The following is a 24,761-nucleotide window of genomic DNA, read 5'->3' as shown; positions in this document are numbered from 1 at the left end:
CCCCCTCTCTCCCGAACGCCGTCTATGGACTCGTTTCTCATCTACGGTGCCTACGGCTACACGGGGCGGCTGATCGCTCGCGAAGCCGTCGCACGGGGCGGCTCGCCCGTCGTCGCCGGCCGCGACGGCCGCGCGGTCGCCGCACAGGCCGACGAGCTCGGCGTCGTGGGACGGACCGTTCCCGTCGAGTCGGCGGCTCTCGACGCTGTTATCGAGCCCTTCGATGCGGTTTTGAACTGCGCCGGCCCGTTCGCCGAGACGGCCGGCCCGCTGGCCGACGCCTGCCTCGAGACGGGGACGGACTATCTGGACATCACGGGCGAGTTCGCCGTCTTCGAACGCCTCCGTCAGCGCGACCTCGCGGCTCGCGAGGCGGGGTGTACGCTGCTTCCCGGCGTCGGCTTCGACGTCGTGCCGTCGGATTGTCTAGCGGCGTTTCTCGGCGAGCAGCTGCCCGACGCGGATCGGTTGGCGCTCGGGATCAAAAGCGACGGCGGCCTCTCGCGGGGGACCGCCCGAACGCTCGTCGACCAGCTCGGTACCGGCGGCGTCGTGCGCCGTAACGGCCGACTCATTCAGGTGCCGACCGCGTTCCGGAGCCGTGAGATCGACTTCGGCGACGGCCCCGAACACGCCGTCACGATCCCGTGGGGCGACGTCGTCACCGCGGCCCACAGCACCGGTATCGACTCGGTCGCGGTCTACGCCGCCGTGCCGGCGTGGGCGAGTCGCGCCCTCTCTGCCGTCGATTCGCTGGCCTGGCTCCTCGAGCGCGAGCCGGTCGAACGGGCCCTGAAGCGGCTGGTCGACGCTCGGATCGAAGGGCCGGACGAACGTCAGTTGGCGACCGGCAGCGCCGTCGTCTGGGGGGAGGTCGTCGACGAGGCGACCGGCCGACGGGCGTGCGCCCGCCTTCGCACTCCCGATCCCTACGCCCTGACGGCCGAGGCGGCCGTCTCGGCGGCCCAACGGGTCCTTGAGGGCGGCCAGGTCCCGGCGGGCTTCCAGACGCCCGCGTCGGCCTTCGGCAGCGAGTTCGTCCTCGAGCTTTCGGGAACGGAGCGGGAGCGAGTGGACGCGCCGGCGGACGCCGGCGAAATGAACCGACCGGTCGCGGCGTCCGACAACTGACGCCGACGCCGGAACGGCTGTCGTGGCCGTTGCGAGGCGAGCGACCCGCTCGAGGCGGCGTCACTCGTAGCACAGTTTCTCGACGCGGTCGTCGTACAGCCGCGCGAGCCGGTCCGTGACCGGGCCGCCGCCGATCGCGCGGCCGTCCAGCGTCCCGATCGGCCGGAGTTCCCACGTTCGGTTCGTGAGAAACGCCTCATCGGCCGCGCGGACCGCGTCCGGCTCGTATCGCCCCTCGCGGACCGGAATCCCGGCCTCGCGGGCCAGCTCGAGCACGATGTCGCGGGTGATCCCCGGCAACACCGGGCCGTCGGTCGTCGGCGTGTAGATCGCGCCGTCACGGACGAAAAACAGGTTGCTCGTGGCTCCCTCCGTCACTCGGCCCTCGAGATCGCACAGCAGCGCCTCGTCGCTCCCGGCTTCGAGTTCCGTGCGTGCGAGGATGCCGTTCAGGTAGTTGTGGGTCTTGGCGGCGGCGGGGATCGACGCGTCCGGCACCCGGCGCGTCGCGACGGTTTCGACGGTCGCCGGTCCGTCCCAGACGGGGTCGCCCTCGAGCCCGCCCCGTGGGAGGGGCGTGACGTAGACGACGACGGTGGGGTCGACTTCGGGGTCGGGCGTGAGCTTCCCCGGTTGGACGCCGCGGGTGATCGACAGCCGAACGTAGGCGTCCGCGAGGTCGTTGGCGGCGAGCGTTTCGTCGATCCGCGCCCGGAGATCGGTGGCCGACAGTCCGTGCTCGAGCGAGAGCGCCTCGCAGGTCCGTTCGAGGCGCTCGAGATGGGCGTCCCACGCGAGGATCGTCCCGCCATAGGCTCGTAGCGTCTCGAAGGCGGCGTCGCCGTAGCGGAAGCCGCGATCGTCGACGCTGACGGTGGCGTCGTCCGCGGGGACGAGGTCGCCGTCGACGTGGTAGATTGGGTTGTCAGTCATGGCGATGCGCTCGAGTTGCAGTCGTCTCGTCGTGAGATCCGGAGGTGTATGAACCTGCTGTCTGCTGCTCGAAAGTGTCGGCCTCGTCACCTTGGGGTCATCTTCGCGGGCTTTTACAACACAAATTTTGCGTCGCGTGTTTTGGTCCGTGGCGGTCGTCTTTCCTCTCCGCTAGGGAGGCAGGCCATCGAAGACGCATTTGCGGATCGATTCCGGAATTTCGAGACGGCTTCGATCTGGTCGTCGTTCGGAGTCGTGCGCACGGACACACGACTCTAACTTTCTCGAGTAGCCTCTAGTCCCCTGATAGGACGTTGCATCGTCCAATCCGAAAATTCGACAATAATATTATTTATCATCCCTTATCATAGTGGTATAATCGACACTCGGTGTTGAATATGGAGATGACATATTTGGTATAAATATACGGTGCAGATATAGATAAAATCCAAAAGGTCACTCACTGCCAGCCTCAACCATACTATCTGTTTCTAATCCTAGCAACGGCTCAATTTCATCGTCTATTGCACGGAGAAGTTCGGAATCGTCTAAGTCCATACGCCTTATACGACCAAGATAATTGAATAAGTTAGCCAACCGCTGACGTTTGGAGCTAGACAGCTGTCGGGGGTCAATAACGGGGGTATTCTCTAATTGGCTGATTTCGAGCTTTTGGAGTCCATGGTAGTCATGGCTCTCAACACTCAATACACGCTCAATGACATTGCTATTCAGGTATGCTAGCAGTGCATCCAATTGATCCTCACTGAACTCGAAATCAAGATAGATAGTGTGAACATTGTTCAACGTTAATAGGCCGACATCATTGCGCATAAACAGGAAACCCGTCCGATTCATGTACTTCCCCAGTATCGGTGCTGGTGACTGTTTTTCGACTCGATACCATGGATTGCGATTCGAGACCAGATGCCCATCCGTGGCACCGGTCGCCTCCCCTTCTTCAAGATATTCCAGAACACCAAGGCTTTTAATATCGGATATCTCGCATACGCCATCTTCCGTATAGCAATAAAGCAGCCACACCTCGTCGCCGTCTCTTTTCCACTGTTCCCAGTCATCTGTGGTGATATTAACGATTGAGAGGCCTCGCGCCGTCCGGATGATCGGCTTCCGATACATACGGGGTATCGACCACTCATCTACCTCATCCTGAGTGAGACAAAAGAAATCATTGGCACCTGTAGCAATTCCACGTTGGATGGTCGCAATCTCTCGGAAGTCTGTTGCTTCGGGGAACTCACGAACTTCAGTTTCACCCAAGTAGAAGGACCATCGCTCCCGATGTGAGAGCAATTCCTGAGCAATATCGGTCCGAGTGGAGACCACTGTTTCAGAGTCAGTTTCTGAGAGTAGCCGTTTCGGGGTTAATCCATCTTCCCATGAGGTTATTTTCAGGAATTTTGTTTTGTGGTGTTCAGGTGGATCACCCTTCTCAAGCAACATAATACTAGGCGTGGCCTTGACTGATTCGAAAACGTCGACGCTTTCATCGAACTGAATTATCCCATGAATCGAGAATTCGTCGAGGAGATATTCCTTGATATCCTCTCCAAATTTCGTATCGAAAATTCGAGAAGGGATAATCGCGGCCATTCGACCCCCCGGAGCTAAAAATTGGGCTGCATGGATTAGGAAGTACCCATAGAGTGGTGTCCGCTGGGAGAACTCGTAGCTTGTCTCTCTACTTACTACCCTATTCAAATGCTTCTTGAGGTGTTTCTCTAAAGCCTGATGGCGCGAATATGGTGGATTTGCTACTACAGCATCGAATTGTTCGATTTCGAAGCCTGACGCAGCAAATTGTCTGGGACTCTGGTTGATGAAGTCCCCGTGTCTCAGGTCGCCTTGTCCTTCCCCGTCAGTGAGTTTGAGCGTCACTGAGGCCATTGAAACGGCGATTTCATCGATATCAATGCCGACTATTTCTGCGAGTGGTTGTTGTGCCCCCAACTCGGCCTTCTGAATCAGTGCTTGAGTGGCTAGTTGTCCTGCCCCAATACCAGGATCAAGGACTGTATCATCATGCTGTTGAACAGTCCAAGAAGCCATGAAACGACTGATAAACGGTGGTGTAGCAAATTGCCCAAGCTCTCTGCGAGCTTCTTGCGGAACAAGCTCTTCATATGTATTACCCAGTGCCTCAGAAGGGTTGTCAGCGCCCGCAATTGCGTGTCGGAGCGCTAGGATGATGGTATCAAGGGTTAGTTCGGTGCCCATTAGAAGGCCATCAACTGGTGACCAAGAGAGGCCGCTGTCATCGATAGACTCTCGAGCAAGCTCGAACCTAGTATCCCAATCATCTCCTGCAGACAGTGGTCTAAGTTCTGGGTGTTCGGTTAAATGAAGCGTGTAGAGCATCGCGTGAAGGAATCGCCGAAACATCGCCATACGGTACGCGTATTGTGACGTCGAAACAGTCTTGGGGATTCCTCGATTGTCAACCCATGCCCGGACGTCACCCGGAAGTTCATTCGAAGAATTTGCCCGGTCTGTGGCTAATTCAGCAAGTGTCTCAGACAGAAGTGTCTCAGCTTCCCCCGGGTCAATATCGATCTCGTTTGTCTCCAAGTCCCGATCAGTGTTGAGGGTCCAGACATAGGCATTCCCGAACTGTCGTGCGTTCAGGATACCTACATCTTCCAATGAGTGTAGTTTCTTCAAGGCCGTTGAGTGAGAGCAGTCCAGAAACTCTCGAATATCTGCTGTCGTCCCCTCTCCGTGCTCAGCTAAGTAAAGTAGGATCTTGGCTGGAGAATAGGTTGTAACGTAGATGCCAGAAGACTTGTCCCGAGATTTCGACATACGCTGTCCATTACGACCATTCGTAATGGGAATTTCGATATGGATATTGACAGTGAATGTTCTAACTGGCTTACTCAGATATACACCATGATCTTACCCCACTCATCCAGATTTGACAAAATAGAATTGCATCCGTATAGAGAACAAGAACCAGGCTTGAATGATGACTTGAGTTAGCCGTTCATGAAGAATTCCGCCATTGTCGGGCGCGTCTCGCCTGTCCGATACTGTCCCAAGATAGCCTCGTGATACGGTTCCCAAAGGGTGTTTTCTGATTCCCTGACGTACCCAATCCATTGTTCCTCAATGAGTCGTTCGAGACTGTTGTACTGTGTTGCCAATGTGTGAAGAAGTAACAATGGATCCATCGGCGGGTGCGGCAATCGAGGTTTGTCCAATGGAGACGAGCAGTAATGGGGGTCATGACGGGGGACTGGCTGTCCTTCGAAGTTGCCGCCTGTCTGCATATGTGTGACCGGTTTAGGGTCATCTTCCTCTTCGGCTGCGACGGTTTCAATATCGAAATGGTATCTCCGTGCTACCCGCCAATCCGCGTCTATTTCCTCATGCTCCCAACAGCAAGGCGCAGCGCTCGCACGTGTATCCGTTTCGGATTGAGCCAAAAGAGTGAGATTAGTCTCATAATGTTCAATATCACCATCATCTACAGACGCATAGCCACCAATTAGCGCAATTCCCTCAGCGCTGTGAAAGTCCCTGCGCGTTCGCTCGCCGCGAGCTGGCTCGCCTTCCGAATCACCACCGAATCTGAGCACCCAGTTGGGATTGATATTTAATTCCCAGTCCGTTGGCTGCATGGCTCCCAGACTCTGATATGCCGTATTGATCCGGTCACGATTCCGGGCAATAGGTCCATCTCTGTCTTTCAGGTACTCTAGTTCGGTGATTAATAATTCATACAATTCTTCTCCATTGGGATAGAGGTCCTCAGTCGCCATTGGTGTCGGTCAATTTCTTAGCAACGCGGTAATCTTCGAAAGGACCTTCTCGAGAATGATGGACATTACTGCACCGGAAGTGGACAGGATGTTCAGCATTATCGCCCTCCTTGATAGCAGCTACCGTATCAGGGTACTCTTCCTCGCAGTAACGACACGTAGCAATTTCTCGGTGTTCCTCCGGAACAAGTTGTGGGGCTTCCTGTTGGATGTCACCCACCGAACCATCAGCCAATTCAACGACAGCACCAATTATCTCACCTGACCACCAGCGGTCGTCCACACGATGAGCAAATATCCCGTCGTACTCGATGTTTCGGTCGGATTCGTGAAGACGAGGGATGAGATTGTCAAGAGTATCCGTCGAAACGCCAAGTTTCGTCGCGAGCCATTGATTGTCCCAGAGTGGTCCAGGAGTATGGAGGAACCGTTTCCGGACCCAGTGGGAGAATTCGATTTTACTGCCCCCTGCTGTTCCGGATTTCTGTTTCAACCCCTCACTAAATTCGCGTGGGATGATGCTTTTGAGTTGCTCTTCCGCCTCTGCAGGTGGGTCCATTGTGCCACGGAGGGACTCAAACCCCTCGCCACGGATAGATTCTAGTCGATCATAGTCTCGAATATCAGATTCTAATCTGCGGATCCCTTCTCCTGAGATGATCTCTCGCAGATCGAATACGGCCTCGAAACGCCGTTCGTTCTGAGCCTCCTCCAACTCTTCCGTTTTTTCACCACTGAACCCATAAATCGGTGTCTCAGGTAGATGCTCTCGCAGAATCCCTTCCATAGATATCCCCCGAGAGATAACATCATGGTCGTCATCCAGAACCCAGTCGATTAATACCAGATCTACGTCTGGAATGTTTCCGTCCCCAATTCGAGTGGTCGCATTATCGGAGACATTGAATTCGACAGTGATGGACTCACTCTCGTCCTCGATATCATCGGCGTTTTGTTCTCTCTCAGGTCTGTCGTCTATCCACCAGATTCGATTGTCAGTCATCGAGTATCACCTCAACACATGTAGACCACTCGTCCGAGTCGACTACCTTTGCGTCACCGCCGTGATTCCGGGCGATATTCCGCACGATATTCAACCCTAATCCAGTCCCTTTGCCAACTTTATCCGATATCTCGTCGGGCATCTCTTCAGCCAATTCATCGTATATGATGCCAGTTGGGTCTGACACCAAGGGATCAAAGACCACCTCTTGTTTCTCTTCAGGAATGCCAACGCCATTGTCACAAACCCTAATCAACACCTTGCCATCGTCTGGTTTCGCCTTGATGTGAACTCTGCCATCTCTGTCGACAGCCCCGGTCGCTTTGATGCTATTGGTCACTAGATTAACGATGATAGAATAGAGTTCTGACTCGTACATCGGGGGTGTCAACAAGAGTGATCGAATATCAGTGGTAACATTAGCACCGTAATAATCGGCGATGTATTCCGTCGCATCGATAACGTCGTCGACGACTTCTTTGACCTCTACCTCTTCAACTTCCTTGCGATTTTCGGTCTCCATGAAGATACCAAATAGCTCCATTTGGTCCTCAAAACGATTCTGCATCTTCCGGAGATCAGCTACAGTCTCTTCGACAGTCGGCTGTTGATCTGCCGGCAAGTCATCGATCATGGATTCCAATGCGGTAGCGCTCGTTTCGAGATCGTTGACCATGCCACGTAGCTCATGTGAAAATGAGAATACGACCTGATTTACTGAGAAAGCAGACCGGAAGAAATCGATCTGCTCTTCTTTCCGGTCTAAGGAACTTCGGATCACTTCCGTCGCAGATTCTACTGTTTCATCAGAAACATCTCTACTTTCTTTGGGCTCTGTCTCAGTCGCCGTGTCTGCCACATCCTCGAGTAGATTCATGGCTTTATCCACTGTTTCTTCCTCGGCAATATACTCAGTCTCGATCGTATCTGAGCCACCAACATTGTCAGCGTCATCATCCCCTTGATCAGATGTATCATCGCTACTGGGCTTATCTTCGTCCGACAGTTCAGACTCAAACTCCTTTGCCTGTTCCTCTAACTCCTCTTTTTTCTTTACACTCTTGTAGTGACTCCATTGTAGGGTCAGCCACTCGATTGATAGCCTCAAAATATTCTTTAATTCGTCGAACAATTCCTCATCAATGAATCCCTCCCGATTTGACTGCATAGTTAAATCTGCGTCTGCGGGGATCATTACCCGCCCAATGAGGTTACGATTATTCGGGGATACTAGGAGGACCTTGTCCCAGTCCTGATGAGTACTAAGCGTGCCAGAAAGATCATCAAATTGATTGGAGGGGGACCGACTTCTATGTGTTGCCGTCTCGCGGTCAATGTCTAGCCAGTCGTTTTCGGGACCGCCATAAGAGAACACTCGAAACCCACCCTTGTATACCCTGACTCCTCCGTGATTGTCAGCAAGTTTTCTCGCCTGTCCCACGCTCAGGGTCTGGGGATCACGATAGTCCTCTTTCGTGTCCAATGGAACATAAGATATTTTGAACGAGGTACCGTTGAGTCCGCCAATGTCGTAGCCGAAATCATATGAACGCTCCCCTATCAACTTCGCGTCTAACTCTAGAGACACGTCTCCCTGTGATGAAATCGTCCCTTCCATACATCCCCAACTAGCCTCGTGAACTTGTTCGGAAAGAGTCCCTTCACCCTTTTCGAATTCTTCAGCATCAAGCTCAATCTCGAACCCAGGATCGCTCTTTTCACCTCCCTCAGCAAACCCAAATGTGAGGGTAACAACATTCCTTCGTAGTGTGTTGAAATCTCGTTGTGTCCAGGAGTCCTGAAGATGCCTTAGGCGAATCGTAGTGCCTTCTTCAATGTCTGCGTCACTATCAAAGCGTTCGACTGTCGGTTCAAACGTGACCTCCTCGATCTCCTGATCCTGTTCATACCGACGCCAATCAATTTTCATCGATGTCCGTTCATACACCTCTTCGTCTTCGAGATAGGCAGTCGTAGTCAGGTCAAGAATATGGGCCAATCTACGACAGGCAAACCGCCCGATTCCTTTGTCTCCGACCTTTTGGCGACCATATTTCTCAGTAACTGGATTCCGAATTTTGTCCGTCGTTGCGATACGCATGAAATCATCCCTAACCTCTTCGAAACTCATCCCGACACCATCGTCCTCGACAATGATTTCGCTGTTAGTCGTATTCTCGGCTCGTGCGTTCTGAAATGAAATCGTCACTTTCGTCGCGTCTGCGTCATAGGCATTCTTGATGAGTTCACCGAGTGCCACGTGATTTCGTGTTACGAGGTTTTCCCCCAATTCCTGCAGCAACCGACTATCAATAGTGAAAACGATGTCATCACGGGAGTCGGTCATTGGTTTGCAGATATAGTGGAAAGTTTAAAAGTACCCGGGGTCGTGTATTGATAACCGTGGGACCGATCCGGGTTCCGATCGTGTCCAAACCGGCGAATCGATTCTATTCACGACCCACAAAAAAGACGTTGACAGTCTGCGTAATGAGATTAGTCCGACTGGGACAACTATCTCAGTCTATTTCGGCGTTGAGAACCCAAACAGATTATAAGTGATAATCTATACTGAGTGACGACACAAGTAGGGTAACCCACTACCGCGTCCAATATCATCTCCTCAATTTTCGCGAGCGCAGCGCGCTACTCCTTATTCAGAACCAACCCATACTTGCAGCTAGTAAGGACAATCCATGGCCGTCGTCCGGTCTCTTGAACTACCGTGAACCCAACCGGTCAACATCCTAACGTTCTTTAGGATAGATTGCGTACCGCACAGACGCGCACGAAAGTGCGCAAGAGCCGGAGTCCTGCCACCAAGCTAGCACTCCGGCTCACACACGGCCCCCGCGTAGCGGGAGCAATCCACCATTGGCGTTGGCGAAATAAAGACCTGCCGACGTACCGCCGACCCAGTCGTAGCCGTCGCTGCGCCTCTCGCTGGATTGTGTTCCGCTCCGTCGGGGCCTGCACACGGAGCAACACATGGTTTCGAACGTCACGATCCACTGCGACTGCGGTACCGATGTCCACACAACGACGACGACTGCCGATCCGACGACGTGTCCGGACTGCGAGGCAGCGTTCGCACTGACAGTCATCGAACTCCCCGAGAATCACGATGCATTCAGCACTCACAACGGCTCTCGATCGTATCGCGGCCCGTAAGAGCTGCGACCGGGCGGCGTTGCCACCGCTGTACGACGCGATCGATCCCGAGGCCCTGACCGCCGTCCTCGAGTCGGACGCGGCCGTGACTGTCCGGTTCGAGTACGCGGGCTATCGCGTCGTGCTCGGTCCCGGACCCGACGAGGTAGCGGTGATCGATCGGGAGCGGTGACGGGCCGCCGATCGGCCCGCTCGAGCGACGATTCGGGCGGCCCGATCACGCGTCGCCTCGAGCGGCGACCCGACGGAAGTTCTCGATCAGCCGCTTGCCGAGGGCGAGCGAGATGTCGTCGCCGCGGCCGTCGTCCGCCGTGCCCGTCGCCGCCTCCGACCGAGCCCGCGTGAGGATACTCTCGGGATGGAACTGGACCCCGAGGTGCGGTTTCTCGCGGTGGCGGACCGCCATCAAAACGCCGCGCTCGTCGGTCGTCCGGGCGGTCTCCGCGAGCGTCGCGGGCAGGCCAGCGCGCTCGACCGACAGCGAGTGGTAGCGGCCGACCTGAAACGTCTCCGGGAGGCCGTCGAAGATCCCCGTCCCGTCGTGGGTGATCGTCGACGGCTTCCCGTGGACGACCTCGGGGGCGTGGACCACCGGCGCGCCGTTGGCCGCACACAGCGCCTGGTGGCCGAGGCAGACGCCCAGAATCGGGTACTCGGTTTCCGCAAACAACGGGATCGAGATGCCCGCTTCCTGTGGGGTGCCCGGCCCCGGGGAGACGATGATCCCGGTCGGCTCGAGGTCGCGAACGCCCGCGAGATCGATTTCGTCGTTTCGCCGGACGACCACCTCGTCCGCGACCTCGCCGACGTACTGGACGAGGTTGTACACGAACGAATCGTAGTTGTCGATCACGAGTATCCGTTCGCTGCGGTCGCCGTCCGCGTTACTCACGCCGTTCACCTCCGGGTGCCGCCTCGAGTCCCAGGTCGGCCCGCTCGCCGAGCGCGTCGTCGACCGCCGTGATGAGCGCGCGGGCCTTGTCGAGGGTCTCGTCGTACTCGCGGCCGGGATCGGAGTCGTGGACGATCCCCGCACCGACCCGCAGGTGGTACTCGTCGGCGTGGCGGACCAGCGTCCGGATGACGATATTGAGGGTGGCGCGGCCGTCGAAGCCGAAGATGCCGACGCTGCCCGTGTAGGGGCCGCGCCGAGTCGCCTCGAGTTCGTCGATGAGATCCATCGTCCGCGGTTTCGGCGCGCCGGTGATCGTGCCGCCGGGGAACGTCGCCGCGATGGCGTCGGCGAGGGAACTGTCCGAGCGCAGTCGCCCCGTCACGTTCGAGACCAGATGCATCACCTCGGAGTAGCGGTCGATCCGCCGGTACTCCGCGACGTCGACGGAGCCGTACGCACAGACCTTCCCGAGATCGTTGCGCTCGAGATCGACCAGCATGGCGTGCTCGGCCCGCTCTTTCTCGTCCGTGAGCAGGTCCGCCTCGAGCGCGTCGTCGGCGGCGGGTGTCTCCCCGCGCGGTCGGGTGCCGGCGATGGGCTCCGTCCGAACGAAGTCGTCGTCGCGCTCGAGCAGCAGTTCGGGACTCGCGCTCACCAGCGTTGCCGACCGGAACTCGAGCAGACAGGAGTAGGGGGCCGGATTGACCCGCCGCAGGGCGTCGTAGGCGGCGACCGGATGGACCGCGGCGGGCGCGACCAGTCGCTGGGAGATGTTCGCCTGAAACGTGTCGCCGTCGCGGACGGACTCCTTGACTCGACGCACCCGCTCGGCGAAGGCCGCCCGGCCACAATCGCTCTCGAAGGTCGCTTCCGGGCTCGCGACCGGCGGCTCGCCGATCGCGGGATCGCCGTCACGGACGGCTCGCGCCAGTTCGAGCGCCCGCTCGCGGCCGCGCTCGTAGGCCGCCTCCAGGTCGTCGTCGGTGCCGACCCGCGGGCAGGCCGTGATCCGCAGCGTCACCTCGCCGTCGGTCGGTTCCTCCCAGGCGACGAGTCGGTCGTAGACCGCGACCTCGAGACGGGGCAGGCCGCGGTCGTCGACGGCCGAGTCGGGCAACGCCTCGAGTTCGCGGGCGATATCGTACGAGAGCCAGCCGACGGCACCGCAGGGGTACGGCACGTCGCAGTCCCCGCGGACGATCGCGTCGCCCGCCAGCAGTCCCTCGAGCGCGGCCAGCGTCGGCGACCCGTCGTCGTCGGTTCGCCCAACTGCATCAGGACCGACGGTGAGCCGGTGGACGGGGTCCACGCCGAAGTAGCCCCAGCCGGGCTGCCCGCCGGTCGTCTCGAGGAACACGGCTCCGTCGGGTCCGTCGCGGGCCCGCCGATAGGCGAGAAACGGGTCGGCGACCGTCACGCGGACTTCGATGGGAACGCGACAGCCGGTGTGTGTCGTCGCACCGTCCGCCTCAGACGTGTCCCTGTCGCGGTCGCGAGCGGCGGCGCGAAACGCGTCCGGCGTCGTCACGACACGGGGATCGCTCATGGTTCTCGAGACGAAACGAGCGAGTAATCCTCTTGCGATTTCCGGGGTGGCGGTGCCACGCCGAACGGCGGAACGAACTGTGATCGCCGACGATGGACCGGCGAAGCGACGAGTACCGCAGAGTGAAACGAATCGGGAGTGGACTCGGGGTCGGTGGCGGGGCGTTACCTGACTTCGGCGCGGTCGATCCAGCCCTGAATGCGCTTTTCGGAGATGTCGGTCTGGTCGGCCAGTTCGGCGGCGTCCGCGTCGGCCAGTTCGTCGACGGTGTCGACGCCCGCACCGGCGAGACGGTCGGCGTAGGCCGGGCCGATCCCTTTGATCACGTCCACCGGCTCCCGAGTCGTCTCGTCGGGCTCGGTGGTCTCGGCCGTGTCGTCGACCGACGGGGCGGACTCGGTGTCCTCGGATGCGGCGTCGGCGTCACCGGCCGCCTCGGGCTCCACATCTGCCGTTTCGGAGTCCGTCCCTGCATCGTCGGTCGCGTCGGCGTCCGATTCCGATTCCGATTCCGGTTCCGACTCCGTCTCGGGTTCGGCATCGGGAGCCGCGTCCGTCTCGTCGGACTCGGGTTCGGCAGCCGCGTCGGCGTCGGGTTCGGCTTCCTCGATGGGTGACGGCTCAGCCGGCTCGGTGCCCTCCTCGGATTCCGTCGCCGATGCCGCCGCGCTCGAGTCGCTTGTGGACGTTCGTGACGGCTCCGGAGTGATGCCGCCGGCTGCGGGTTCGGTTCGATCGGCGTCGCGCCTGTCGCCCGTCGACCCTTCCCGCTCGACCGTTACCCCGACCTCTCGAGCGCCTCCGCGCTCCGAGTCCGACTCGTCGAACCCCAACAGGGACTTCAGCTTTTGGAGGATTGCCATTATCTCGTGGTAGTCGGTTCCACCACTTAAATTCGCCTGATACTGACAGGGTGGCGACCGAGTCGCCGGCGCTACAGTCGCGAGCGCAGCGCTTCGTTCATCACGTCGACCGGTGCGTCCTGACCGGTCCAGATCTCGAAGGCTTCGACGCCCTGATAGAGCAGCATCCACGCGCCGTCGACCGTCGTCGCCCCGGCGTCGGCCGCATCCCGAAGCAGTCGCGTCTCGAGCGGGCTGTAGACCGCGTCGAGCACGGCGAGCCCCCCGTGGAGCGCGTCCTCGGGTACCGGCGTCGCGTCCGCGTCCATCCCCACGCTGGTCGCGTTGACCAGCACGTCGGCGTCCGCCAGCAGTTCCTCGAGGGCCGCGAGCCCATGGCCGGTCGCGCGGGGAACCGCCGCGGCCAGGTCGCGGGCCTTCGATTCGGTTCGGTTGGCGACCGCGACCGTCGCGCCGGCGTCGGCGAGGCCGAAGGCGATCGCTCGACCGGCCCCGCCGGCACCGACGACGACTGCCTGTTCGCCCTCGAGCGCGACGTCGTGCTCGCGAAGCGCGCGCAACGCGCCGACGGCGTCGGTGTTGTACCCCGTCGGCGGCCCCGAGCCGGCGAAGTCGATCGTGTTGACCGCGCCGATCCTGGTCGCCAGGTCTTCGGGCGCGACGATCTCGAGGACCGCCTGCTTGAACGGGATCGTCACGTTCAGCCCCGCGATTCCGAGCGCGTCGGCCCCGCGGATCGCGTCTCCGATGTCGTCCTCTTCGGGTTCGAAGGTCGCGTAGCGCGCCTCGAGTCCGAGTTCCTCGTAGGCCGCCTCGTGCATCGGCGGCGACAGGGAGTGGCCGACCGGGTTGCCGAGCAGACCGTATACGTCCATAGCCATTGCTCCCTCACTCGTCTCGGCAGGGATATAATGGATCTGGCTTCGGCAGGGTATCGCCTCCCGACCGAGGATCGTTTCGCGTCGCTTTTACGCCCGACTTGAGTAACCGACGCCATGCTCTCCGGAACCCCGCTTTTCCTCCTCCTGTTGGCGGCCGGCATCGTCGCGCTGTACGGCGGTGCGGAGTTGCTGGTCGCGGGTGCGGGCCGACTGGCGCTCGGGATCGGTCTGCGGGCGGCGACCGTCGGCGTGACGGTGATCGCGTTCGCGACGACCGCACCGGAACTGTTCGTCTCGACGATCGGCGCGCTGAACGTCTCGACCGATATCGGTCTGGGCGCGGTCGTCGGCTCGAACGTCGCGAACATCGGACTGGTACTCGGGGTCGCCGCGCTGATCAAACCCCTGCCGATCGCGGACCAAGTCATGCGGCGGCACGTCCCTACGATGGTGCTCGCGGCGATCCTCCTGGTCGGGCTGGGTGCGAACGGCCGGATCGGTCGCCTCGAAGGGGCGGTTTTCCTGCTCGTCCTCGCCGGGTTCACGGCCTTTTTGCTGTACTACGTCAACGCGGACCCCATGCCGTCGACGGACGATCCGGACGCTGGCAGCGGTGTCTCGCTGCGAGACGTCGCGCTCGTGATCGGCGGACTGCTCGCGCTCGTCGTCGGGTCTCGGTGGCTCGTGGCCGGCGGAACCGGGCTCCTGTCGGCGCTTGGGGTATCGGACCTCGTCATCGGGCTGACGGTGCTCGCGCTCGGCACGTCGTTGCCGGAACTGGCGGCTTCGGTCGTCGGTGCCGTCCGCGGCGAGACGGAGTTCGCGATCGGCAACGTCGTCGGCTCGAACATCTACAATATCTTCGCGGTCCTCGGCATCGTGGCGGTGATCACGCCGATCGAGATCGAACCGGCGACGCTCCGGTTCGAACTCCCGATCATGGTCGCCTTTACGCTCGTGCTGGTCGGGATGATGGCATACGGCCGTCGGCTCAGCCGGATCGACGGCGCAATCCTCGTCGCCGGCTACGCCGGGTTCGTCTACGCTCTCGTTCCCTGAGCCGTCTCGGTCGGCCGGCGCGACGGGAGCCGGAGTCACATCGGCAGCGGCGTCCCGTCTCGAACGTCGCGGTCGTCGTGCGCGGCCGCGAGTCGGTCGAGGCGCGGTCCGAGGTGGGCGCGGAGGATCGCGACCAGCGGGTTCTCGCGGCCGTCGCCGGCGAGGGCACTCACCCGCGATTCCGCGTCGGTCGTCACGACCAGCGCTCGTTCGCGGTCGGCGAAGACGACGTGTCCGTGCTGTGCCGCCTCGAGCGGGAAGTTGAGCCAGTCGAACTGGGGCTCGCAGACGGCGGCGTCCGGAACCACCGAACGGACGGTATCGCGGACCCGCGGCGACTGCGACCCGACGTAGACGTCGACGCCCCGCTCGGCCGCGGCGTGCCACCGCTCGAGGCACTCCCGCTCGAGTCGACTGCCGTCCGGAACCGTTACGACCAGTTCCGCGTCGGCACTGGCGGCGATGTCGCGTCCGCGGGCGTGGACCGGCCCCGCTCCGGTGATCGTCTCGCAGCCCGCCGCGTGAACGTGATCTCCGTCGCGGTCCCCGTTTACGGCCGCTGCACTCGGCGCTGCGTTCGCGACGCTGTTATCGACTGCCGATCCGTCGGACGAGTCCCGAAACGCCGCGACGAGAGCGGCGCTGTCGGCGAGCGGCCCCTCGAGCAGCCAGTCGCTCTCCCACTGCGGCGCGGTCGTGACGAGTGCGGCTCGACCCGCCGCGTCGTCGCACGCGACGAGCCCGGCATCGGACAGCGCGGGGAGGTGGTCGTGGGCGAGCGTCGTGGCGACGGGCTGCCACTCCCCCTCGGAGACGTCGACCAGTCGCCGCCCGTCGCCGCCCTCCCGAGCGACGACCGCCGCGGCGAGAGTCGGGAGGGGAACGGAGCCGCGGCGCGCCGCCAGCACGGCACAGACGGTTCGACGGCGCGGACTCCGCAGAGCCTCGAGCGTCCGATTCAGCGTCGCCTCGGCGGCGGGAAACGCCTCGCCCGTCGGGTCGTCGAGGAGCGTCCGGACCCATTCGGCCTCGAAGAGCGGGTGATCGGCGAGCGCGACCGTCGGCGCGTCCCCGTCGTCGGTCCGAACCAGGACGCCGCTGTCGACCAGTCGCGGGACGTGGGCGTGAGCGAGGTCGGTCCGCGTCCGTGCACACTGTTCGTCGGTAACGATCGGACAGTCGCGTTCGGTGGCCGCCACCTCGGTCGCGAGCGCGGCGAGCGACATCGCCGCCGTCGTCGCCGGCGAACCGACCGTGGACGTGTCCCCGCGCTCGAGCAACGCGGCGAGAAGGTATCGACGCCGCGGCACCGCCAGCACGTCCAGCGCAGTTGATGTCGGTTCGGCATCCGGGGGTGAACTCATTGGCGGATAGGAGACGATGACCGGGGGAAAGAACTGTACCAGCATGCTCTGGTATCACCCGGTTGCCGTCTCGTCCCGCGTCCCGAAGTACGCCGAGAGGAGCTTCGCCTGTGCGACTCGGAGGTGCTGGTGGAACGTCTGGCGGGCGATGCCAAGCCGATCGGCGATCTCGCTCGCGTCGCTGTTTCGCGTCGGCCACTCGAAGTAGCCACCGTGATAGGCCGCCTCGAGCGCCAGCCGCTGTTTCTCGGTCAGGATGGATTCGACGGTCCGCCGGAAGTCGCCGTGTGTCTGGATCGGTCGGTCGATAGTTCGTTTCGAGACGAGTTCGGTATCGGGGTACGTCGACGTGATCGCCCCGACGAGGTCGCGTAGATCCGTGTCGAGGCTCACGTGAACTGTCAGCTCCGCGACGCCGTCGTGAACGACCTGTGACTGGAGGCGTGCGCCGTACTCCCCGAGTAGCCCGGTGATCGTCGCATCGCGAACGACGACCTCCCAGTCGCTTTCCCCGTCGTCGGCGTCGATGAGTCGGAGTTCCGTGATCGAGGGGGTGTCCCGCGCGACCGCGCGAACCGCGTCGGGATCGATGTCGGAGACGGTGAGATAGTAGACGAACACCTCGTCGGTCAGCGGCAACACGTGATCGACCGAGAGATCACAGCCGGCCCCGTGGGAGAGCGCGATACAGCTGTCGCCGGCGTCGGTCGACTCGAACTCGAGCTCGACGACGGTGTCCAGATAGAGGAGCCGCCGGACCGCCATCGCGTTGATCGCGTGGCCGACGGTGCCGCCGAACTCCTGGAGGACCTCTCGTTCCCGATCGGCGAACGCTGACGGCTCGGCGGCGGCCACCACGAGCGCGCCGAAGACGCGGTCGGTCGCGACGATCGGAACGACCGCCACAGCTCCGTAACCGCGCTCGCGGGCGTCGGCCCGCCACTCGTCGATCGGGCTCTCGTGGAGGTGTCGGTATCGCTGTGTCGATCGGGTCTCGAACGGTGACACGCCGGGTGCGTCGGCCGGCGGTTCGACGAACGACGAGAGGACACCGTCGACTGCGGTCGCGTCGATCCCCGCCTGGGCCGTCGGTTCCCACGAGTAGCCCGCGGTCCTCGCGGCGGGTTCGGCCCGCCCGATGGCCGCGAACCGGTAGGCGTCGGCGGCCGCGAACTCCGCGACGATCGCCTGCTCGATTTCGTCGCGGGTCTCGGCCGCGACCACGGTCTCGTCGATCGTCCGCACGATCGCGTTGAGCCGCTCGAGGCGCTCGAGTTCCCGCTCGCGGGCCTTGCGATCGCTGATGTCCCGACCGGTACCGGTAAACCCCAGGACCCCGCCGTCGTCGTCGGTGATCCGTGCGCTGTTGAACTCGTAGGGAATCCGCCGGCCGTCTTTCGTGACGAGGGCCGCTTCGGCGGTGACGTACTCGTCGACCTCGAGCAGCCGGCGAATCGTCTCGGCGATCCGATTCCGGTCCTCGGGGGCGACGAACGCGAGGGGGTCCATCTCGGCCAACTCCGCGTCGGTGTAGCCCGTCACCGCCGGTACCCGCTCGTTCCACTCGAGGTGGTTCTCGTCCGCATCGAACGCGTAGACGATGTCCGGCTGGGCCTCGAAGACGCTCTTGGCGAAGACCGTCTCCTCGCGGAGGGCACGTTCACGCTCGTAGTCTTCGGTGCGGTCGTGGGCAATCCAGACGTACCCCGCCAACTCGACCGTCCGGTCGACGGGGACGCCGATCTCGTCGTCCTCGCGGATCGGTGCGACCGCCTCGCGAACCCGGATGCGTTCGCCGTCGCTCCGGAGACGCCACCCCTCGGTTTCGGCCGTCCCCTTCGATCGCGCTCGCTCGAGAACCCGTTCCGGCCGGTCGGATTCGCGCGCGTCCGGCGGAAAGAGCGTCCGGTAGTGATCCCCCACGATCGCCTCCGCGTCGTACCCGGTGAGTCGACGCGCACCGTCGTTCCATCGGTTCACGCGGCCGTCAGGGCCGAACGGTGCCACCGCACAGTCATCGACGAGGGTACTGAGTTCGTGGATCTCGAGGTGACGGCCGGCTCGCCCGTCGATCCGTTTGTCGTCCGCCGCGCCGCGGCTCGGCCCGGTCGTCGAATCGGTTCGCTCGGCCGGATCGTCGCTCATTTCTGCCACCCACTCACGATGGTGTATGGTCATTACCCACACCCGAAAAAGCACGGGTCGTCTTCGCCGCGGCCTTTTACCGTGGCTCCGAACCGGCGAGGTTAACGGCCCCACCGTCCGAGCACGGATATGACCTCGCTCGCGATCGTCGAAAGTCGCGCCGACCGCGCCTCGGAGCACATCTGTGACCGCCTCCGCGAGCGCGCGGACTGGACGGAACGGACCGACAACGCGCGGTCGGACGCCGCCGGCGGCGGCACCTATTACCGAACCGAACGGGCCGAGCTCCGTTCGTTCGACGGGTTGCATATCGAACTCGAGCGCCCGGCCGACGCTTTCGACTGCGATCCGACGCTGCTCGTCTTCGCCTCGCGACACTCGGGCGACACCGGCCCGCTGCTGACCGGCCACTTCACGGGGAACTTTGGCCCCGCCGAGTTCGGCGGCGAGCCCGACGCGCTGGCAGACGCCGCCCCGAACGCCCTCGCTCGCCTGCTCGAGGCCTTCGACGAGTACGCGCCGGCGGCGTACGAGGTCGGCATGGAAGGGACCCACCACGGCCCCACCGACGTGGGCTGTCCGTCGCTCTTTGCCGAACTCGGCAGCGGCGACGACCAGTGGGACGACCCCGCCGGTGCCGACGCCGTCGCCCGCGCGATCCTCGACCTCCGCGGCGTCGATCCACACCGCGACCGACTCGAGAGCGACGCTCTCGCGAGCCGTCGGAATCGCGATCCGATTCAGAGAAGACAGGTCGTCGGCTTCGGCGGCAACCACTACGCCCCTCGGTTCGAGCGGCTCGTCCGCGAAACCGACTGGGCGGTCGGCCACGTCGCTCCCGACTGGGCGCTCGAGGCGATGGACCACCCGACGGCCCATCGCGACGTCATCGAGCGTGCCTTCGAGGCCAGCGACGCCGAGATCGCACTGCTCGACGGCGAGTGGCCGGTTCTCGAGGAGACCCTTGGGGATATCGACTGTCGGATCGTGGGCGAGACGTGGCTGCGTGAGGTCGACGACCGCCCGCTCGAACTCGTCGACGCGGTCGAGGCCACCCTCGGAGCCGTCGAGGACGGCGTCCGCTTCGGCGACCGGCTCGCGGCGTCGATTACCGTCGTCGACCTCCCGACGGCGCTCCTGGGGACCGCACAGGGGATCGATCCCGACCGCGTTCGGACGATCGTCGAGACCCACACCGTAGCGTTTACCACCGAAAACGGCGGCAGTCGGGTCGGCTCGCGGGCCGCGGTCCCCGAAAACGAGGCGGCAGGAGCCGACGCGCGCGAATCGCGGCGCACGATCGCTGCGGACCTGGCCGCCGTGCTCGAGGCGAAGTACGACGCGGTGCAGGTCGAAGACGACGCCGTCGTCGCCGAAGAGACGGCGTTCGATCCCGCGCTGGCTCGCCAGGCCGGCGTCCCGGAGGGGCCGAAGTTCGGCAGCCTCGCCGACGGCGAGCCGGTCACCGTCGATGGGGAAACGGTCAGTCCCGAGAGAGTTCGGACCGAGCGGACGGATCGATTCCCGATCTGATCGGCTCGGCCGACGATAGTAAGACGCGATTACTCGACTTACTCCGGCGAATACGGCGTTTTTCTCCACCGGACACGTAAGAATCCATTAAGGAGTCAGACGGGCGGCTGACGTGTAGGGGAAAGGTAATTATGCTCCATTGTTTAGACAGGGCCAAGAATGGACTCTCTAATCGACGACGCGATCGACGAGGCCGAAACCGGGGAGGCCGCGGTCCCCGAGGACGCCGCGTCACGGGACGGACAGCCGTCCGACGGCGACGGATCGGCCGGCCGACAGACAGGGACGATGACCGACGACGAACTCGAGGACGTCCTCCAGGACCTCCAGACCGATATTACGGTCGTCGGCTGTGGCGGTGCCGGCGGTAACACGGTCAACCGTATGCACGAGGAGGGTATCCACGGGGCGAAGCTCGTCGCCGCCAACACCGACGTGCAACATCTCGTCGAAATCGACGCCGACACCAAGATCCTGATGGGCGAGGAGAAGACCGGCGGCCGCGGTGCCGGGTCGCTCCCGCAGGTCGGCGAGGAGGCCGCCCTCGAGAGCCAGCAGGACATCTACGACGCCATCGACGGCTCCGACATGGTCTTCGTCACGGCCGGCCTCGGCGGCGGCACCGGTACCGGCTCCGCCCCGGTCGTCGCCAAGGCCGCCCGCGAGGCCGGCGCGCTCACGATTTCGATCGTCACGACGCCCTTCACCGCGGAGGGCGAAGTTCGCCGAACCAACGCCGAAGCGGGCCTCGAGCGCCTGCGCGATGTCAGCGATACCGTGATCGTGGTCCCCAACGATCGCCTGCTCGATTCGGTCGGCAAACTGCCGGTTCGACAGGCGTTCAAAGTTTCCGACGAGGTGCTGATGCGCTCGGTCAAGGGCATCACCGAACTCATCACGAAACCCGGCCTCGTCAATCTGGACTTCGCCGACGTTCGCACCGTCATGGAACGGGGCGGCGTCGCCATGATCGGCCTCGGCGAAGCCGACTCCGAGGCCAAGGCCGAGGACTCCGTCAAGACGGCGCTGCGCTCGCCGCTGCTGGACGTCGACATCTCCGGCGCGAGTTCCGCGTTGGTCAACGTCACCGGCGGCAACGACATGGCCATCGAGGAAGCCGAAGGTGTCGTCGAGGAGATCTACGACCGGATCGACCCCGACGCCCGCATCATCTGGGGGACCTCGATCGACGAGAGCCTCGAGGGCAGCATGCGGACGATGATCGTCGTCACGGGCGTCGAGTCGCCCCAGATCTACGGCCGGCCGGACGGCGAGGACCCCGTCCAGCCCCAGACACCCGCACAGGGCGAAGACATCGACTTCGTCGAATAATCGAGCCCGTTCGCGTCGGCGATTCGAGTCCCAGATTCCGCTCGCGTTCGTTTCTCTCGGCCGGCGGTAGCGTCACGACAGCCGCCGCTGTGGGGCTGGTGTTCCCACTCAACAGATCGGCTTCGGATCGACGCCGAGATCGGCCAGCGAATCGGCGTACGCCCCGTACGCGATGTCGATCACGTCCTCGGCGACCGTCCGCGCCCGTTCCCAGTCGTCGCTGTCCGTACTGACGTCTCCGAGTCGCTCGGCCGCTCGGTCGCCCTGCGCAGCCGTTTCCGTCCGCAGTTCCCGGAAGCAGTCGGCGCGCTTCGTATCCCCTTCGTTGACGAAGAAACTGATCAACTGCAGGTGCGTCCGATCGGCCACCAGCGCTCGCCCGACGAGTCCGCCCAGCCGAGCTGTCGTCGCCTCGAGCGATCGAAGTTTCGCGTGCATCGGCCCGGCGTCCCCGGCGTCGACCTCGTCGTCCGCAAGCATGGCCGTGATCCGATCGTAGTGGTCGTGTTCCTGATCGCGATACTCGGCGAACAGCCGGCGGACGTCCTCGTTCGTCTCGTCGGTGGCCCACGCCTCGAGCGTCTCCATCGCGGCTCGTTCGCTCCTCGCAGCGGTTCTGAGAACGCGCCCTTCCGTCAGGTCGGCGTCGGTAAGCGCAACGAGGAGTTTCGACGAGCCGAGGCGGTCGAGTTCGACGGTCATCGATGCTTCGATCGACTGCTGGAAGTCGGTAGCGTCCATATCGGAACGACAGTACGAAGCGTGTTGAACGTTAGTGACTGTTCAGTCGACCACGACCATTACACGCCTCGAGCACGTACCGACGAACATGACCGATCGGAGCGACGCCGCCGATGCGGCCGACGAGACGCCCTCCATCGCTCCGGACGCGCTGCCCGAACGGCTGCAGTCCGGCGATTCCATGACCGTCCTCGACGTCCGCGACCGCGACGAGTTCGAGCGCTGGCACCTCACCGGCGACGGGATCGAGGCCATCCAGGTCCCGCACATGAAGTTCGTTCAGGCACAAGCTACCGGCGACGTGGCCGATCTCGTCACCGATCTCGAGGAGCCGATCCTCGCGGTCTGTGGTCACGGCGAAGCGAGCGCCCATGCCGTCGACCTCCTCCGAGACGCGGGTATCGATGCGGCCAACCTCGCCGGCGGGATGGACGCCTGGGCCGACCTGTATCGGGTCCGTGAACTCGACATCGACGCACCCGCGCGAGTCCTGCAGTACGACCGCCCCTCGAGTGGCTGTCTCGGCTACGCGATCTATAGCGGCGGCGAAGCGGCGGTGATCGACCCGCTACGGGCGTTCGCCGACCGGTACGACGCCGACGCCACCGACCGAGACGCGGCGCTCACGTACGCGATCGACACCCACGTCCACGCCGACCACGTCAGCGGCGTTCGCGCGCTCGCGGACCGGACCGACGCGACGGCGGTCGTCCCCGAGGGCGCGACGGAGCGTGGCCTCGCGTTCGACGCGATGACCGTCGGGGACGCCGCGGAACGCGGTTCCGAGACTCCTGCTTCGCACACTCAGCAGGATGCCGTCGACGAACTGCGAATCGGCGACGTGACGCTGACCGTGCTGGCGACGCCGGGCCACACGACCGACTCGATCTCGCTTCGACTCGAGGGCGGCGATTCCCCGATCCTGTTTACCGGCGATACGCTGTTCCTCGAGGGGGTCGGCCGACCGGATCTGGAACGCGGCGACGACGGCGCGGCCGCTGCCGCCGAGCAGTTATACGAGACGCTTCGGACCCGTCTCCTCGAGCACCCCGACGAGACGACGGTCGCGCCGGGCCACTACAGCGACGCCGCCGAACCGCGCGACGACGGGACGTATGCTGCTCGGCTCGGGGCTCTCCGCGACCGACTCGACGCGCTCTCGATGGACGAAGCCGCGTTCGTCGCTCACGCGACGAGCGAACTCCCGCCGCGGCCGTCCAACTACGAACGCATCGTCGCGGCGAACCTGGGACTCGAGGACGTCGACGCGGACACGGCGTTCGAACTCGAACTCGGGCCGAACAACTGCGCGGTCGCGGACTGACGCGGCCGAACAACTGCCGGTCAGTGCCGGCGCGCCCGCGACCCGTCCTGGCCGTGTGCCGATACCGTCGACGGCGGACCGGCTCAGTCGTCGGCGGCCGCGCCGTCGATCGCGCCGGTGGCTTCGAGATCGTCCTCGATGCTCGGCGGATACTTCCCGCGGTCGAGTTTCAGGTCCGACTGTGGCCGCGCCATACAGGTCAGCGCGTAGTTCTCGGCCTCTTCGTCGGTCAGCCCGCGGGCGGCGGGCTGGGTGACCTCTCCGTCGACGATCTCGGCCGAACACGCCAGACACATCCCGACCCGGCAGGAGTACTCCTGAGCGATGCCTTCCTCGAGACACCGGCTCAGGATCGTCTCCTTGTCGGTACAGGTAATCGTCTCACCCGTCCCGACGAACTCGATGGTGTACTCTGTCATACCTCTCGGTACGACTGACCTCCCTAAAACGTTTTATGTGCCAGCGGACGCCGGCTCCGGCTGGCTCCGCCAATCACGGGAGGCAGCTAGATTTCCCGAACGAAATCTTCCGCGATCCACCAATCGTCGTCTAGTTTGTGCCAGTCAACCTTGTAGACCTCCGTGCCGCCGTCGTCGGCGATCGCCCGAACGTATCCCGCCCAGGAGTGGTTGATCTCCGTCCAGTCACCGCTTCTGTCGCTGTTCTCCCAGCCGGGAGCGTACCCGAAGTCCCCCCAGGCCTGAACTTGATCACCCACATCGATCCAATCGGACGCACTGGCCGTGCCGACCGCGGCGACCGTACCGACACCCGCAGCGACCGTCGCGGCGGACGTTTTCAGCACGTTTCGTCGAGACCGTCCGTCGTCGTTTCCAGGCATTGTATTCGAGTAGTGAATGTGATATTATATAAATCTAATCTAGAAAATGTTAAGAAAATATACTATCCCGTATTGGTGAACCCATGGGCCACGGCTGTAGTGAAATGACAGCCACACCACAACGCCGCGCTTGCTTCGAACCGGGTGCCGCCGCGGTCGACGCGGCACTACCGCGGACCGACCATAAAACGTTTTCTTACCACGGCCTCCACACAGT

The 24,761-nt window shown here is 62.6% G+C and carries 21 protein-coding genes; 7 read left to right on the top strand and 14 right to left on the bottom strand.

The window, feature by feature from the left end; translation table 11 throughout:
• Positions 1-24: 24 nt before the first annotated feature.
• The gene (locus ALTAJ2_RS17880; RefSeq protein ID WP_007108004.1) at positions 25-1,131 is read left to right on the top strand and encodes a saccharopine dehydrogenase family protein; all 1,107 of its coding nucleotides are present in this window, start codon (positions 25-27) and stop codon (positions 1,129-1,131) included.
• A 60-nt stretch (positions 1,132-1,191) separates the two neighbouring features.
• Here the strand turns inward: ALTAJ2_RS17880 and ALTAJ2_RS17875 are convergent, their stop codons facing one another.
• From ALTAJ2_RS17875 to ALTAJ2_RS17850, 5 genes are all read right to left on the bottom strand, one after another.
• Positions 1,192-2,064, bottom strand: a complete 873-nt coding sequence (locus ALTAJ2_RS17875) for an aminotransferase class IV (protein WP_007108003.1) — start codon at positions 2,062-2,064, stop codon at positions 1,192-1,194.
• 456 nt (positions 2,065-2,520) lie between these two features.
• On the bottom strand, positions 2,521-4,887 hold the full coding sequence (locus ALTAJ2_RS17870; protein ID WP_204367395.1) for an N-6 DNA methylase: 2,367 nt from the start codon (positions 4,885-4,887) through the stop codon (positions 2,521-2,523).
• Positions 4,888-5,060: 173 nt separating this feature from the next.
• Positions 5,061-5,846, bottom strand: a complete 786-nt coding sequence (locus tag ALTAJ2_RS19320; protein ID WP_144240275.1) for a hypothetical protein — start codon at positions 5,844-5,846, stop codon at positions 5,061-5,063.
• Positions 5,836-6,849, bottom strand: a complete 1,014-nt coding sequence (locus ALTAJ2_RS19315; protein ID WP_144240274.1) for a response regulator — start codon at positions 6,847-6,849, stop codon at positions 5,836-5,838. The genes ALTAJ2_RS19320 and ALTAJ2_RS19315 overlap by 11 nt, the downstream gene beginning before the upstream one ends.
• Positions 6,842-9,196, bottom strand: coding sequence for an ATP-binding protein (locus ALTAJ2_RS17850; RefSeq protein WP_007107997.1), 2,355 nt, complete (start codon positions 9,194-9,196; stop codon positions 6,842-6,844). Before ALTAJ2_RS17850 ends, ALTAJ2_RS19315 begins: the two co-directional genes overlap by 8 nt.
• A 641-nt stretch (positions 9,197-9,837) precedes the next feature.
• Between ALTAJ2_RS17850 and ALTAJ2_RS20185 the strand changes: the two genes are divergently transcribed.
• A complete protein-coding gene (locus ALTAJ2_RS20185; protein ID WP_050031496.1) occupies positions 9,838-10,020 on the top strand; it encodes a hypothetical protein in 183 nt (60 codons plus the stop codon).
• The gene (locus ALTAJ2_RS17840) at positions 9,974-10,192 is read left to right on the top strand and encodes a HalOD1 output domain-containing protein (protein ID WP_050031495.1); all 219 of its coding nucleotides are present in this window, start codon (positions 9,974-9,976) and stop codon (positions 10,190-10,192) included. The genes ALTAJ2_RS20185 and ALTAJ2_RS17840 overlap by 47 nt, the downstream gene beginning before the upstream one ends.
• A 45-nt stretch (positions 10,193-10,237) precedes the next feature.
• On the opposite strand, the gene ALTAJ2_RS17835 is transcribed toward ALTAJ2_RS17840, so the two are convergent.
• The 4 genes from ALTAJ2_RS17835 to ALTAJ2_RS17820 all read right to left on the bottom strand — a co-directional run bounded on the left by ALTAJ2_RS17835 (position 10,238) and on the right by ALTAJ2_RS17820 (position 14,199).
• On the bottom strand, positions 10,238-10,921 hold the full coding sequence (locus tag ALTAJ2_RS17835) for an anthranilate synthase component II (protein ID WP_007107996.1): 684 nt from the start codon (positions 10,919-10,921) through the stop codon (positions 10,238-10,240).
• The gene (gene pabB / locus ALTAJ2_RS17830) at positions 10,905-12,461 is read right to left on the bottom strand and encodes an aminodeoxychorismate synthase, component I (protein WP_007107995.1); all 1,557 of its coding nucleotides are present in this window, start codon (positions 12,459-12,461) and stop codon (positions 10,905-10,907) included. Before pabB ends, ALTAJ2_RS17835 begins: the two co-directional genes overlap by 17 nt.
• Positions 12,462-12,625: 164 nt before the next feature.
• Positions 12,626-13,324 carry a DUF4332 domain-containing protein gene (locus ALTAJ2_RS17825; RefSeq protein ID WP_007107994.1) on the bottom strand — a complete coding sequence of 233 codons (699 nt, stop codon included), beginning with the start codon at positions 13,322-13,324 and terminating at the stop codon, positions 12,626-12,628.
• 71 nt (positions 13,325-13,395) lie between these two features.
• Complete coding sequence (locus ALTAJ2_RS17820) at positions 13,396-14,199, bottom strand: shikimate dehydrogenase (RefSeq protein ID WP_007107993.1); 804 nt, start codon at positions 14,197-14,199, stop codon at positions 13,396-13,398.
• A gap of 120 nt (positions 14,200-14,319) precedes the next feature.
• Between ALTAJ2_RS17820 and ALTAJ2_RS17815 the strand changes: the two genes are divergently transcribed.
• Positions 14,320-15,264, top strand: a complete 945-nt coding sequence (locus ALTAJ2_RS17815; protein WP_050031494.1) for a calcium/sodium antiporter — start codon at positions 14,320-14,322, stop codon at positions 15,262-15,264.
• A 35-nt stretch (positions 15,265-15,299) separates the two neighbouring features.
• Here ALTAJ2_RS17815 and ALTAJ2_RS17810 read toward each other — a convergent pair whose 3' ends face one another.
• Both ALTAJ2_RS17810 and ALTAJ2_RS17805 read right to left on the bottom strand, forming a co-directional pair.
• A complete protein-coding gene (locus ALTAJ2_RS17810) occupies positions 15,300-16,628 on the bottom strand; it encodes a DUF7344 domain-containing protein (RefSeq protein ID WP_049899740.1) in 1,329 nt (442 codons plus the stop codon).
• 54 nt (positions 16,629-16,682) lie between these two features.
• Complete coding sequence (locus ALTAJ2_RS17805) at positions 16,683-18,773, bottom strand: bacterio-opsin activator domain-containing protein (protein ID WP_007107989.1); 2,091 nt, start codon at positions 18,771-18,773, stop codon at positions 16,683-16,685.
• Between the two features lie 129 nt (positions 18,774-18,902).
• Between ALTAJ2_RS17805 and ALTAJ2_RS17800 the strand changes: the two genes are divergently transcribed.
• Both ALTAJ2_RS17800 and ftsZ read left to right on the top strand, forming a co-directional pair.
• Positions 18,903-20,306, top strand: coding sequence for a D-aminoacyl-tRNA deacylase (locus tag ALTAJ2_RS17800; protein WP_007107988.1), 1,404 nt, complete (start codon positions 18,903-18,905; stop codon positions 20,304-20,306).
• 159 nt (positions 20,307-20,465) lie between these two features.
• A complete protein-coding gene (ftsZ, locus tag ALTAJ2_RS17795; protein ID WP_007107987.1) occupies positions 20,466-21,638 on the top strand; it encodes a cell division protein FtsZ in 1,173 nt (390 codons plus the stop codon).
• A 108-nt stretch (positions 21,639-21,746) separates the two neighbouring features.
• On the opposite strand, the gene ALTAJ2_RS17790 is transcribed toward ftsZ, so the two are convergent.
• Positions 21,747-22,379, bottom strand: a complete 633-nt coding sequence (locus ALTAJ2_RS17790; protein WP_007107986.1) for a ferritin family protein — start codon at positions 22,377-22,379, stop codon at positions 21,747-21,749.
• 88 nt (positions 22,380-22,467) lie between these two features.
• Here ALTAJ2_RS17790 and ALTAJ2_RS17785 point away from each other — a divergent pair, with 88 nt between their 5' ends.
• Positions 22,468-23,703 carry an MBL fold metallo-hydrolase gene (locus tag ALTAJ2_RS17785; RefSeq protein ID WP_007107985.1) on the top strand — a complete coding sequence of 412 codons (1,236 nt, stop codon included), beginning with the start codon at positions 22,468-22,470 and terminating at the stop codon, positions 23,701-23,703.
• An 83-nt stretch (positions 23,704-23,786) separates the two neighbouring features.
• Here the strand turns inward: ALTAJ2_RS17785 and ALTAJ2_RS17780 are convergent, their stop codons facing one another.
• Positions 23,787-24,122, bottom strand: coding sequence for a 2Fe-2S iron-sulfur cluster-binding protein (locus ALTAJ2_RS17780; RefSeq protein WP_007107984.1), 336 nt, complete (start codon positions 24,120-24,122; stop codon positions 23,787-23,789).
• 86 nt (positions 24,123-24,208) lie between these two features.
• Complete coding sequence (locus ALTAJ2_RS17775) at positions 24,209-24,544, bottom strand: twin-arginine translocation signal domain-containing protein (protein ID WP_007107983.1); 336 nt, start codon at positions 24,542-24,544, stop codon at positions 24,209-24,211.
• Positions 24,545-24,761 lie beyond the last annotated feature (217 nt).

The sequence above is a fragment of the Natrinema altunense genome (assembly GCF_000731985.1).
Taxonomy (GTDB): domain Archaea; phylum Halobacteriota; class Halobacteria; order Halobacteriales; family Natrialbaceae; genus Natrinema; species Natrinema altunense.
This window is presented reverse-complemented; position numbering and strand designations above follow the sequence as displayed.

Bases quoted from the DNA above. Each gene is read 5' to 3' on its own strand.
- ALTAJ2_RS17840 (WP_050031495.1), top strand. From the start codon at position 9,974: ATGCATTCAGCACTCACAACGGCTCTCGATCGTATCGCGGCCCGTAAG.
- ALTAJ2_RS17775 (WP_007107983.1), bottom strand. From the start codon at position 24,544: ATGCCTGGAAACGACGACGGACGGTCTCGACGAAACGTGCTGAAAACG.
- ALTAJ2_RS17875 (WP_007108003.1), bottom strand. From the start codon at position 2,064: ATGACTGACAACCCAATCTACCACGTCGACGGCGACCTCGTCCCCGCG.
- ALTAJ2_RS17815 (WP_050031494.1), top strand. From the start codon at position 14,320: ATGCTCTCCGGAACCCCGCTTTTCCTCCTCCTGTTGGCGGCCGGCATC.
- ALTAJ2_RS17870 (WP_204367395.1), bottom strand. From the start codon at position 4,887: ATGTCGAAATCTCGGGACAAGTCTTCTGGCATCTACGTTACAACCTAT.
- ALTAJ2_RS17785 (WP_007107985.1), top strand. From the start codon at position 22,468: ATGACCGATCGGAGCGACGCCGCCGATGCGGCCGACGAGACGCCCTCC.
- ALTAJ2_RS17880 (WP_007108004.1), top strand. From the start codon at position 25: ATGGACTCGTTTCTCATCTACGGTGCCTACGGCTACACGGGGCGGCTG.
- ALTAJ2_RS17800 (WP_007107988.1), top strand. From the start codon at position 18,903: ATGACCTCGCTCGCGATCGTCGAAAGTCGCGCCGACCGCGCCTCGGAG.
- ftsZ (WP_007107987.1), top strand. From the start codon at position 20,466: ATGGACTCTCTAATCGACGACGCGATCGACGAGGCCGAAACCGGGGAG.
- ALTAJ2_RS20185 (WP_050031496.1), top strand. From the start codon at position 9,838: ATGGTTTCGAACGTCACGATCCACTGCGACTGCGGTACCGATGTCCAC.
- ALTAJ2_RS17850 (WP_007107997.1), bottom strand. From the start codon at position 9,196: ATGACCGACTCCCGTGATGACATCGTTTTCACTATTGATAGTCGGTTG.
- ALTAJ2_RS17780 (WP_007107984.1), bottom strand. From the start codon at position 24,122: ATGACAGAGTACACCATCGAGTTCGTCGGGACGGGTGAGACGATTACC.
- ALTAJ2_RS17820 (WP_007107993.1), bottom strand. From the start codon at position 14,199: ATGGACGTATACGGTCTGCTCGGCAACCCGGTCGGCCACTCCCTGTCG.
- ALTAJ2_RS17825 (WP_007107994.1), bottom strand. From the start codon at position 13,324: ATGGCAATCCTCCAAAAGCTGAAGTCCCTGTTGGGGTTCGACGAGTCG.
- ALTAJ2_RS19320 (WP_144240275.1), bottom strand. From the start codon at position 5,846: ATGGCGACTGAGGACCTCTATCCCAATGGAGAAGAATTGTATGAATTA.
- ALTAJ2_RS17810 (WP_049899740.1), bottom strand. From the start codon at position 16,628: ATGAGTTCACCCCCGGATGCCGAACCGACATCAACTGCGCTGGACGTG.
- ALTAJ2_RS17805 (WP_007107989.1), bottom strand. From the start codon at position 18,773: ATGAGCGACGATCCGGCCGAGCGAACCGATTCGACGACCGGGCCGAGC.
- ALTAJ2_RS19315 (WP_144240274.1), bottom strand. From the start codon at position 6,849: ATGACTGACAATCGAATCTGGTGGATAGACGACAGACCTGAGAGAGAA.
- pabB (WP_007107995.1), bottom strand. From the start codon at position 12,461: ATGAGCGATCCCCGTGTCGTGACGACGCCGGACGCGTTTCGCGCCGCC.
- ALTAJ2_RS17790 (WP_007107986.1), bottom strand. From the start codon at position 22,379: ATGGACGCTACCGACTTCCAGCAGTCGATCGAAGCATCGATGACCGTC.